Below are 9,407 nucleotides of genomic sequence, written 5' to 3'. Positions count from 1 at the left end.
CCCGGGGCGGGGGGGGGCAGCTGGGCTCGCTGGGGCCCCCGGCGGGGGCTTTAGCCGCCGGGGGCGCGGGCGCCGGTTGGGGCGCGTGAGCCGTCCGGGCGCCCGGACGGCTCACGCGGCCCGTCACTCGAAGCGGCTGACGTCTCCGGCCCCCCGCCGGACGATCTCCGGCCCGCCCCCGGAGAAGTCGACGACCGTCGTCGGTACCGTGCCGCAGTCACCCGAGTCCACCACGGCGTCCAGCACGTGGCCGAGGCGCTCCTTGATCTCCCACCCCTGGGTCATCGGCTCGTCGTCGCCGGGGAGCAGCAGGGTGCTGGAGACGAGCGGCTCGCCGAGTTCGGTGAGCAGGGCCCGGGTGACGGCGTGGTCGGGGATCCGGACGCCGACCGTCTTCTTCTTGGGATGCATCAGACGGCGGGGGACCTCCTTGGTGGCGGGGAGGATGAAGGTGTAGCTGCCCGGGGTGGCCGCCTTGACGGCGCGGAAGACGTTGTTGTCGAGCTGGACGAACTGCCCCAGCTGTGCGAAGTCCACGCACATCAGGGTGAAGTGGTGGCGCTCGTCGAGCCGCCGGATCGATCGGATCCGCTCCAGGCCGTCGCGGTTGTCCAGCTGACAGCCCAGGGCGAAGCAGGAGTCGGTCGGGTAGGCGACAAGACCCCCGGACCTGAGGGTGTCGGCCACGGTGCCGATGGTGCGCGGCTGGGGGGACTCTGGATGCACATCGAAGTACTTCGCCATTGGCCGACCCTACGGGATCCCCGCGGCCGTCGGGCGCAGCCGCGTCGGCCCGCTGCGTCGGTCCGGCGTCGGCCCGCTGCGTGAGCGCCGGGTCGGCCCGCCGCACCACCGCCGGCGCGAACCGGGTGCTGGTGGGCTCCCGGGCGCTCGCGTACGGTCGGTCGCCATGGGTTTCGATCAGGCTCGCGCGAACCGGATCTTCCTCCCCGGGACCTATGCCGGGGGTGTGCCCTACGAGCTGTTCCGGGAGCTGCGGGCGCGGTCCCCGGTCTGCTGGGTCGAGGAGCCGCCGGTGGGGGAGTGGCCGGCCGGCCCCGGCTACTGGGCGGTGCTGCGGCACGCCGACGTCAAGCACGTGCTCCGCACCCCGGAGCTGTTCTCCTCGCACCTGGGCGCCACCCAGATCCGGGACCCGGACACCGCGGCCGACCTGGCCTTCGCCCGCACCATGATGCTCAACCAGGACCCGCCCGACCACGCGCGGCTGCGCCGCATCGTCGCGGCGGCGTTCACCCCGCGGGCCCTGCGCGAGCTGACCGCCGCCATCGGGGCGCGGGCCGCCGAACTGGTCGCCGCGGTCCGGCCCCTGGGCGAGATCGACTTCGTGCCGCTCGCCGCGGACCTGCCGGTCTGGACGCTCGCCCCGGATCATGGGCGTGCCGGAGCAGGACCGGCAGCTGCTGGTCGACTGGTCGAACCGGGTGATCGGTTACCAGGACGCCGACCAGGCCCGCTCCAGCACCGCCGATCCGTCCGGCGGGCGGCTCGACGGCATCGCGGTGGCGCCATGGTGGCGTCGCCAAGTGTGACAGGGTGCCACCGGGGGTGCTGAGTGAGCCGGATCCGTCGGCAATCCCTGGCGGTTCCGGCGCCGGCGGCGTCGTCGGACCCGCGCCTCGGGGGTCTTTGCTGCCATCCGCAAACCAGAATGGCTTGCGATGGTGCCAAAGTGGTGCCACCATAGCGTCATGGTCCTCGCTCCGGAGGTCAGCCACAGCACCAGAGCAACCTGGGCCGAACGCCCAGAGAAACGGGGCACACCATGCCTTCTTTCGACTCCCCGGAACCGATCTCGGTGACCGCGCACGTGGAGGCCGGCTCGATCCGCTTCGTCGCGGAGGACCGCCCCGACACCGCCGTGGAGGTGCGGCCGCGCGACCCGAAGAAGGACCTGGACGTGCGGGCCGCCGACCAGACCGAGGTCGGGTACGCCAACGGCACGCTGACCGTCAGGACGCCCAGGCCGCGCTACCTCGTCGGGCGGACCGGCACCGTCGACGTGACGGTGGAGCTGCCGGTGGGCTCGCGGGTCGACCTGACCGGCGCCTGGGCCCAGGTGCTGGGCGAGGGGCGGCTCGGCGAGGTCCGGGTGAAGACCTCCGCCGGTGACGTCCGCCTCGACGCGGCCGGTCCGCTGACGCTGACCGCCTCGCACGGGTCGATCACCGTGGACCGGGTCGAGGGCCGGGCCGAGATCACCACCAGCTCCGGCAGCCTGCGCGTGGGCCTCGCCGACGGCCCGGCCGTGCTGAAGAACTCGCACGGCACCACGACCGTCGGCGCCGCGACCGGCGACCTGCGGGTGAGCGGCGCCAACGGCGACATCGAGATCCGGCGCGCCGAGGCCTCGGTCACCGCCACCACCGCCCACGGCACCCTGCGGGTCGGGGAGGTCGCCCGCGGCACCGTCCAGCTGGAGACCTCCTACGGGGCCATCGAGGTCGGCATCCGCGAGGGCGCGGCGGCCTGGCTCGACGTCAGCTCGGTGTCGGGGCAGGTCCGCAACCTGCTCGCCGCCTCCGAGGCCCCGGCGGAGACCGAGGACGCCGTCAGGATCCACGCCCGCACCCGCTACGGCAACATCGACATCGTCCGCGCCAAGGCCTGACCGCCGTTCAGTCCCGGGGCGTCCCCGCATCCGTGGCGTCCCCGATCCCGCGGCACCCTTGGGCCCGGTGGCACCCTGAGGCCCTTTGGCACCTTCAGGACCTGTGGCACCTTCGGGCCCCACAGCGCCCGCCGATCCCGTAGCGTCCCGACTCGCCCGCGTTCTGCGCCACTCAGCCCTCGAACGGGAGGACCCCATGCCGTCTTCTGCCATGCCCGCGCCGAGGCGGTCGCCCGGCCCGCCGGCACCCGCCGCGGTCACCGCCGTCGGCCTGCGAAAGTCCTACGGTGACAAGACCGTCCTCGACGGCGTCGATCTGAGCATCCCGGCCGGCACCGTGTTCGCGCTGCTCGGACCCAACGGCGCCGGCAAGACCACCGTCGTGAAGATCCTCTCCACCCTGATCAAGCCCGACGGCGGGCAGGCCCGGGTGGCGGGCCACGACATCGCCGCCGCCCCCGACGGCGTGCGCGCCGCGATCGGCGTCACCGGGCAGTTCTCCGCCGTCGACGGCCTGATCACCGGCGAGGAGAACATGCGCCTGATGGCGGACCTGCACCACCTGTCCCGGCAGGAGGGGCGGCGGGTCACGGCCGAGCTGCTGGAGCGGTTCGACCTCGCCGAGGCCGCCGGGAAACCCGCCTCCACCTACTCGGGCGGCATGAGGCGGCGGCTCGACATCGCCATGACCCTGGTCGGCAGCCCGCGGATCATCTTCCTCGACGAGCCGACCACCGGCCTGGACCCGCGTTCCCGGCACGCCATGTGGCAGGTCGTCCGGGAACTGGTCGCCGGCGGCGTCACCGTCCTCCTCACCACCCAGTACCTGGAGGAGGCCGACGAGCTCGCCGACCGCATCGCGGTGCTCCACGGCGGCAGGATCGTGGCCGACGGCACCGCCGACGAGCTGAAGCGGCTGATCCCCGGCGGATACGTCCGGCTCCGCTTCTCCGACCCGGCGGCCCACCGCTCGGCCGCCGCCGTGCTGGCCGACGCCGCCCGGGACGACGAGGCGCTCGCGCTGCGGATCCCCAACGACGGCAGTCAGCGCGAACTGCGCGCGATCCTCGACCGCCTGGACGCCGCCGGCATCGAGGCCGACGAACTCACCGTGCACACACCCGACCTCGACGACGTCTTCTTCGCCCTGACCGGCGGGTCCACCCCTGCGAACCAGCCCGAGGAGGCTGTCCGATGAGCTCCGTCCCGCTCGCCCTGCGCGACTCGGCGACGATGCTGCGGCGCAATCTGCTGCACGCCCGCCGCTACCCCTCGCTGACCCTCAACCTGCTGCTGACGCCCGTCGTCCTGCTGCTGCTGTTCGTCTACATCTTCGGCGACGTGATGAGCGCGGGCATCGGCGGCGGTGGCGCCGACCGCGCCGAGTACATCGCGTACCTCGTCCCCGGCATCGTGCTGATGACCATCAGCGGCACCACGGTCGGCGCGGCGGTCTCCATCGCGAACGACATGACCGAGGGCATCATCGACCGGTTCCGCACGATGGCGATCCACCGCGGGTCCGTGCTGATCGGTCACGTGGTCGGCAGTGTGCTGCAAGCGGTCGCCAGCGCGGTCGTCGTCGGCGCCGTCGGCGTGGCCATCGGCTTCCGTTCCACCGACGCGACGGTGCTGGAGTGGCTCGCCGCCTTCGGGCTGCTCACGCTGTTCGCCCTGGCGCTCACCTGGATCGCGGTCGGGATGGGCATGGTCAGCCCGAACGCCGAGGCGGCGAGCAACAACGCACTGCCGCTGATCTTCCTGCCGCTGGTCTCCAGCGCGTTCGTCCCGGTGGACGCGATGCCGGGGTGGTTCCAGCCGATCGCCCAGTACCAGCCGTTCACCCCGGCCATCGAGACCCTGCGCGGGCTGCTGCTCGGTACCGGCATCGGCAACAGCGGGTGGATCGCCGTGGCCTGGTGCCTGGGGCTGGCCGCGCTGGGTTACCGCTGGTCGAAGGCGGTGTTCGACCGCGCCGCCACGTGACCTTCCGCCACCCGACCGGTACGTCCGAACGCACCGGCCACCAGGGACCGTCCTCGGTCACCCGGTGGCCGGTGCGTCGGTCAGCCGTCGGGGGAGTCGTGGCGCAGGGCGCCGATCACCGCCCAGGCGACCGACACCACCGGGACGGCCACCAGGGCGCCCAGCACGCCGCCGAGGACGGCGCCGCCGGCGACGGACAGGGCGATCGCGACGGGGTGGATGCGCACCGACCAGCCGAGGACCAGGGGGTGGAGGAGGTGGCCCTCGATCTGGCCGATCACCACGATCAGGCCGAGGACCAGCAGGGCCACCACCGGGCCGCGGGCGGCCAGGGCGACCAGCGCGGCGATTGCCAGTGCGATCGGGGAGCCGATCAGCGGGATCAGGGTGGCGACGAACTCCAGGACCACCAGGGGCAGCACCAGCGGCACCCGGAGGACGGCCAGCGCGATGCCGACCAGAACGGCGTTGGTCGCCGCGACGATCAGCACGCCACGGGTGTAGCCGGCGAAGGTGTGCCACGCGGCCTGGCCCGCCCGCTGCCACACCGGGCGGGTGCGGGTGGGGAGCTGGTGCACTCCCCAGCTCCACATCCGGTCGCCGGAGTGCAGGAAGAAGATCGCGCAGAACACCGCGAGCGCCAGCCCGGTGAGCAGTTCGACGGCCCGCCCGGCGCCGCTGAGCGCGGTGCTGAGCAGCGCGGAGCGGTGGGCGGAGAGGTAGTCGCCGATCCGGGCCTTGAGGTCGCTGGCCGCGCCGGGGCGCAGGTGGAAGGGGGCCCCGCTGAGCCAGTGGTCGATCCGGCCGAGCCCGCCGTGCAGCTCGTCGCCGAGCCGGCCCCACTCCGCGGCGACGGTCGTGCCGACCAGGGCGAGGACCCCGCCCACCAGCACGACGGAGCCCAGCAGGGTCAGCAGCACGGCCGACGAGCGGGGCAGCGCCCGGTCCAGCAGATCGACCGGCGGGCGCAGGACCGAGGTGATGACCAGGGCGAGGAACACCGCGATCACCGGCAGTTGGAGCCGGCTGAGGACGGTGACGGCCAGGTAGGCGGCGATACCGAGGGCGACCAGTCGCCAGGCGTAGCCGGCGGCGGTCCGCAGCCCGGGCGGCACCCGTTCGCCCGTCCGGTCGGCGTTGCGGGTGGCCGCGCGGCGGGCCGCCCGGTCCGGCCCGACACGAAGGACGGTCCCGGGCCTGCCGGGGCGCCGCGAGCGCCCGCGTCCTGCGGTCATGGCGGGCCATGGCGCCGGGCCGGACCGGCGCCATGGCCCGCGGTCGGGCCGTTCCTGCCGCGCATCGGCCGTTCCCTCCTCCGCTCGGGGACGCCCCGCCACCCGGTGTCCGTCCGAGTCCGATGCTGCCAAACCAGCGCGGGGGCCGCACGCGCGACTCGACCCCGCCGGCGCGCCATCGGCGGGGTCGAGTCGTGTGCTGGGGAGGAGGGACGGGGAGTGGGGACCGGGGGAGTGGGACCGGGGGAGCGGGTCAGACCGCCGGAGCGGGGACGGCCGTCTTCTCCGCGGCGGGTGCCGCCGGGGTGAGCATCCGCTGCGCCAGCGTGCCGAAGACCAGGGCGAAACCGGTCCACAGCACGGCCTGCAGGCCGATCGAGGCGAGCCGGAAGTCCCACAGCAGCCCGGCCGGGAAGCCGTCCGGGATGGCGTCGTCGTTGTCCGGCAGCACGAAGGAGAGCACGGCCATCACCGCGGCGTAGCCGAGGCCGGCCGCGAGGACGGCGTTCCAGGTGCCCAGGCGCGGTGCCAGCCGCCGGCCGGTGATCACCGCGGCCGTGCCGATCAGCACGCTGAGGGCGATCATCAGGAAGAACAGCGCGGTGCGCTTCCCGATGGTGTCCGGGTTGCCGACCGCCGGCGGCATCGCCGGGTACTTGAGGAACGGCACCAGGTAGACGGTGGTGAACGCGGCGCCCGCGACCAGGGCGGCGGTGGCCCGGGGGCCGGACCGCCCGACCCGGCCGAGGGCGAAGCAGAACGCCAGCGCCGCGATGCCGCCGACGGCGACGCCGTAGACGAGCACGCCGGTGGCGAGGCCGGCGGTGGACTGGAGGTCACGGCTGACCAGTTCCTCCTCGTCGGCGGACCCGGCGGTGTCGGCGGCCTCGTGGGAGTCCGCGGGGCCGTCGGCGGCGCCGGCCCCGCCGCCGTGGTGGTGCCCGGCCGGGGCGGACTGGGACTGCTCCTGGGCGATGGCGTCCGAGACGGGGCCCTCGCCGACGGTGTAGGCGAAGAGGAAGGCCACCAGCCCGGCGACCAGGCCGGCCAGCAGCCCGCGCAGCAGCAGCTTCCCGACGGTGCCCGAGGGCACGGATGCGGAGTCGTTCATCGGTGCGTGGTCTCCGCTCAGTGGCACGGGAAGCCGAGCAGGTGGCGGCCGTCGTGCACCCACTCGTGCACGGTGGCCCCGGAGAACACGGAGGTGGCGCCCTGTTCGGCACCGACGAAGTAGAGCAGGACCAGCATCAGGGTGCCGAGGAACAGCGCCCAGGGAAGGATGGCGCGGATCGGCAGCGAGGCCGGGGCGGAACCGCCCGCGGGCAGGCTGGGGGAGAGGACGGACTGGGCCATGGCAGGACCTCCTGGGGGAAACACGCGTCCCGTTCGGTGGAGCTCTGACGACGGCGGTCGGGTCTGACTTGCCGGACCCCGCCGTTGCGTGAGGCGGCCGGTTCCGGCTTACAGTGGCGCGACCGTGCCGGATTTCCACCGGGCTTCCGTCTCGCCGTCGTCTTCAGTTGTCGGGTGAGACCGTAGCGCCCGGTGGCGGCGGAGCCAAGGGCGTGCGCCGAATCGTTGCCGCGCCGCGAGCTGCGCGGTCGCCGGCCGCAGGGCCCGGAAGCCGCTGGTCCGGGGGGCTGCCAAGGGTCACAGGTGTACGAAGGGGGCAGGGCGTGACGGTACGGGTGATCTTCGTCGCTCCGGCGATCGGACCCGGGCTGCGGCAGGCCCGGTTCGGCGGCGAAGGGTCCGTGGACGGGGGCGATCCGCTCGACGCCGCCGGGGTGCGGGCCGCCCGCGCCGCCGGACCGGGCCTGCCGGTGGCGGCCCGCCGCTTCGTCTCGCCCTCCGCCCGCTGCCGCCGCACCGCCGAGGAGCTGGGGCTGTCCGACGCCGTGGACGAGCCCGAGCTGCGCGGCTGCGCGACGGGCCGCTGGAGCGGGCGGACCCTCGACGAGGTGATGGCCGAGGAGCCGCAGGCGGTGCGGGAGTGGCTGTCCGACCCGGCGGCCGCGCCGCACGGCGGCGAGTCGGTGCGGGAGCTGTGCGCCCGGGTGGGCGGCTGGCTGGACGGCACCGCGGCGGTGCTGGGCGGCCGGGTGCTGGTGGTCGCCGAGCCGGACGTGGTGCGGGCCGCCGCGGGGCACGCCCTCGGGGTGCCGGAGCAGGCCTTCCGACGGCTCGACGTGCCTCCGCTGGGCGGCGCCGAACTGACCGGGTGGGCGGGCCGTTGGAACCTTCGCCTCGGCGGGCACTGATCCGGCGGCGGTCGGCCCTGGGCCCTCTCCGGACGCCTACCGGCTCATCCGGCGCAGAGCAGCCGCGCGCGGTCCTCGGTGAGGTAGCGGGAGCGGACGGCGGCGACGATCTCCGCGCTGGCGGTGCCGCTGCCGTACGGGGAGGGCCGCCCGGCGAGCGCCCCGACGGCCTCCGGGTCGGCGAGCAATTCCCGGAGCGCGAGGTCGAGTTCGGCACCGGGCCGGACCAGCCGGGCGAAGCCGGAGCGGACCGCCTCGGGCCGTTCGGTGGAGTTGCGGACCACGATCAGCGGCCGCTTGAGGACCGTGCACTCCTCCTGGACCCCGCCGGAGTCCGAGACCAGCAGCCGGCAGCCGGCGGCCAGGGCGAGGAAGGTGCGGTGGTCGACCGGGGGCACCGGGCGCAGCCCGGCGAGCGCGCCGGAGAGCCCGAACCGTTCGATCGCCGCCCGGGTGCGCGGATGCAGTGGCAGCACCACCGGCAGGTCCAGCGCCGCGAGTTGGCCGAGGATCCGGCCGAGCCGGGCGGGGTCGTCGGTGTTCTCCGGCCGGTGCAGGGTGGCCAGCAGATAGCGGTTGGGGCGCAGGCCGAACCCGTCCAGGACGGCGCGGGCCTCGACTGGTCCGGGCAGTGACTCCAGGGTGGCCTCGACGACGGTGTTGCCGGTGACCACCACCTGCTCCGCCGCGATGCCCTCGCGCAGCAGGTGGGCGGCGGCGGTCGCGGTCGGGGCGCAGTGCAGGTCGGCGAGCGGGGCGATGAGCCGGCGGTTGGCCTCCTCGGGCATGCCGGGGTCGAAGGAGCGCAGTCCGGCCTCGACGTGGACGACGGGCACGCCCGCGCAGTGGGCGGCCAGTGCGCCGGCGGCGGCGGAGTTGGTGTCGCCCTGGACGACGACGGCGGCGGGCGGGTGCTCGGTGAAGTGGTCGCTCAGCGCGCTGACCATGCGGCCGATCTGTCGGCCCCGGGCCTCGCCGGCGACGTCGCTGAGCGTGATGTGCGGGCGGGGGAGCGCGTACTGCCGGAAGAAGGTGGTGGTGAGGCCGGGATCCCAGTGCTGACCGGTCCACACGATGCGGGCGGTGTCCTCCAGGAGTCGCACCACACCGGCGAGTTTGACGATTTCCGGTCGGGTGCCGAGGACCACGGCTATGTCGGCTGAGGGCATTCGGGCTCCCTTGACGGTGCATCCGATGGAACGCTCGGAGTGCTCGGACTACGTGTCACAACATGGCCATCGGCGCTGAGCCGCGGCAACCATTGGTGATCAATGTCCCCCGAATGGCGGTATG

At 74.2% G+C, this 9,407-nt stretch carries 10 protein-coding genes and 1 riboswitch; of the genes, 5 read left to right on the top strand and 5 right to left on the bottom strand.

The genetic code is table 11. The features are described 5' to 3' along the window. Positions 1 to 123: 123 nt before the first annotated feature. Positions 124 to 744, bottom strand: coding sequence for an L-threonylcarbamoyladenylate synthase (locus tag ACFU9E_RS11395; protein WP_380688086.1), 621 nt, complete (start codon positions 742 to 744; stop codon positions 124 to 126). Positions 745 to 910: 166 nt separating this feature from the next. On the opposite strand from ACFU9E_RS11395, the gene ACFU9E_RS11390 reads away from it, so the two are divergent. The 4 genes from ACFU9E_RS11390 to ACFU9E_RS11375 all read left to right on the top strand — a co-directional run bounded on the left by ACFU9E_RS11390 (position 911) and on the right by ACFU9E_RS11375 (position 4,618). Continuing rightward, positions 911 to 1,576 (top strand): hypothetical protein, encoded by a 666-nt coding sequence (locus ACFU9E_RS11390; RefSeq protein WP_380688088.1) that lies wholly within the window; start codon positions 911 to 913, stop codon positions 1,574 to 1,576. A 210-nt stretch (positions 1,577 to 1,786) separates the two neighbouring features. Further along, on the top strand, positions 1,787 to 2,632 hold the full coding sequence (locus tag ACFU9E_RS11385) for a DUF4097 domain-containing protein (protein WP_380688090.1): 846 nt from the start codon (positions 1,787 to 1,789) through the stop codon (positions 2,630 to 2,632). Positions 2,633 to 2,828: 196 nt separating this feature from the next. Continuing rightward, complete coding sequence (locus ACFU9E_RS11380; RefSeq protein ID WP_380688092.1) at positions 2,829 to 3,830, top strand: ATP-binding cassette domain-containing protein; 1,002 nt, start codon at positions 2,829 to 2,831, stop codon at positions 3,828 to 3,830. After that, on the top strand, positions 3,827 to 4,618 hold the full coding sequence (locus ACFU9E_RS11375; RefSeq protein ID WP_380688094.1) for an ABC transporter permease: 792 nt from the start codon (positions 3,827 to 3,829) through the stop codon (positions 4,616 to 4,618). Before ACFU9E_RS11380 ends, ACFU9E_RS11375 begins: the two co-directional genes overlap by 4 nt. A gap of 80 nt (positions 4,619 to 4,698) precedes the next feature. Here ACFU9E_RS11375 and ACFU9E_RS11370 read toward each other — a convergent pair whose 3' ends face one another. From ACFU9E_RS11370 to ACFU9E_RS11360, 3 genes are all read right to left on the bottom strand, one after another. Beyond that, complete coding sequence (locus ACFU9E_RS11370) at positions 4,699 to 5,853, bottom strand: AI-2E family transporter (protein WP_380688096.1); 1,155 nt, start codon at positions 5,851 to 5,853, stop codon at positions 4,699 to 4,701. Positions 5,854 to 6,106: 253 nt separating this feature from the next. Beyond that, a complete protein-coding gene (locus ACFU9E_RS11365) occupies positions 6,107 to 6,964 on the bottom strand; it encodes a CbtA family protein (protein ID WP_380687519.1) in 858 nt (285 codons plus the stop codon). Positions 6,965 to 6,981: 17 nt separating this feature from the next. Continuing rightward, positions 6,982 to 7,206 (bottom strand): CbtB-domain containing protein, encoded by a 225-nt coding sequence (locus tag ACFU9E_RS11360; protein ID WP_380687521.1) that lies wholly within the window; start codon positions 7,204 to 7,206, stop codon positions 6,982 to 6,984. A 61-nt stretch (positions 7,207 to 7,267) separates the two neighbouring features. Beyond that, a riboswitch (cobalamin riboswitch) is annotated at positions 7,268 to 7,354 on the bottom strand. 175 nt (positions 7,355 to 7,529) lie between these two features. Between ACFU9E_RS11360 and ACFU9E_RS11355 the strand changes: the two genes are divergently transcribed. After that, positions 7,530 to 8,114, top strand: a complete 585-nt coding sequence (locus tag ACFU9E_RS11355; RefSeq protein ID WP_380687523.1) for a histidine phosphatase family protein — start codon at positions 7,530 to 7,532, stop codon at positions 8,112 to 8,114. Positions 8,115 to 8,158: 44 nt separating this feature from the next. Here the strand turns inward: ACFU9E_RS11355 and wecB are convergent, their stop codons facing one another. Further along, on the bottom strand, positions 8,159 to 9,283 hold the full coding sequence (wecB, locus tag ACFU9E_RS11350; protein WP_380687525.1) for a non-hydrolyzing UDP-N-acetylglucosamine 2-epimerase: 1,125 nt from the start codon (positions 9,281 to 9,283) through the stop codon (positions 8,159 to 8,161). Positions 9,284 to 9,407 lie beyond the last annotated feature (124 nt).

Source organism: Kitasatospora sp. NPDC057595 (genome assembly GCF_042800875.1).
GTDB lineage: Bacteria > Actinomycetota > Actinomycetes > Streptomycetales > Streptomycetaceae > Kitasatospora.
This window is presented reverse-complemented; position numbering and strand designations above follow the sequence as displayed.

Bases quoted from the DNA above. Each gene is read 5' to 3' on its own strand.
- ACFU9E_RS11395 (WP_380688086.1), bottom strand. From the start codon at position 744: ATGGCGAAGTACTTCGATGTGCATCCAGAGTCCCCCCAGCCGCGCACC.
- ACFU9E_RS11390 (WP_380688088.1), top strand. From the start codon at position 911: ATGGGTTTCGATCAGGCTCGCGCGAACCGGATCTTCCTCCCCGGGACC.
- ACFU9E_RS11385 (WP_380688090.1), top strand. From the start codon at position 1,787: ATGCCTTCTTTCGACTCCCCGGAACCGATCTCGGTGACCGCGCACGTG.
- ACFU9E_RS11380 (WP_380688092.1), top strand. From the start codon at position 2,829: ATGCCGTCTTCTGCCATGCCCGCGCCGAGGCGGTCGCCCGGCCCGCCG.
- ACFU9E_RS11375 (WP_380688094.1), top strand. From the start codon at position 3,827: ATGAGCTCCGTCCCGCTCGCCCTGCGCGACTCGGCGACGATGCTGCGG.
- ACFU9E_RS11370 (WP_380688096.1), bottom strand. From the start codon at position 5,853: ATGACCGCAGGACGCGGGCGCTCGCGGCGCCCCGGCAGGCCCGGGACC.
- ACFU9E_RS11365 (WP_380687519.1), bottom strand. From the start codon at position 6,964: ATGAACGACTCCGCATCCGTGCCCTCGGGCACCGTCGGGAAGCTGCTG.
- ACFU9E_RS11360 (WP_380687521.1), bottom strand. From the start codon at position 7,206: ATGGCCCAGTCCGTCCTCTCCCCCAGCCTGCCCGCGGGCGGTTCCGCC.
- wecB (WP_380687525.1), bottom strand. From the start codon at position 9,283: ATGCCCTCAGCCGACATAGCCGTGGTCCTCGGCACCCGACCGGAAATC.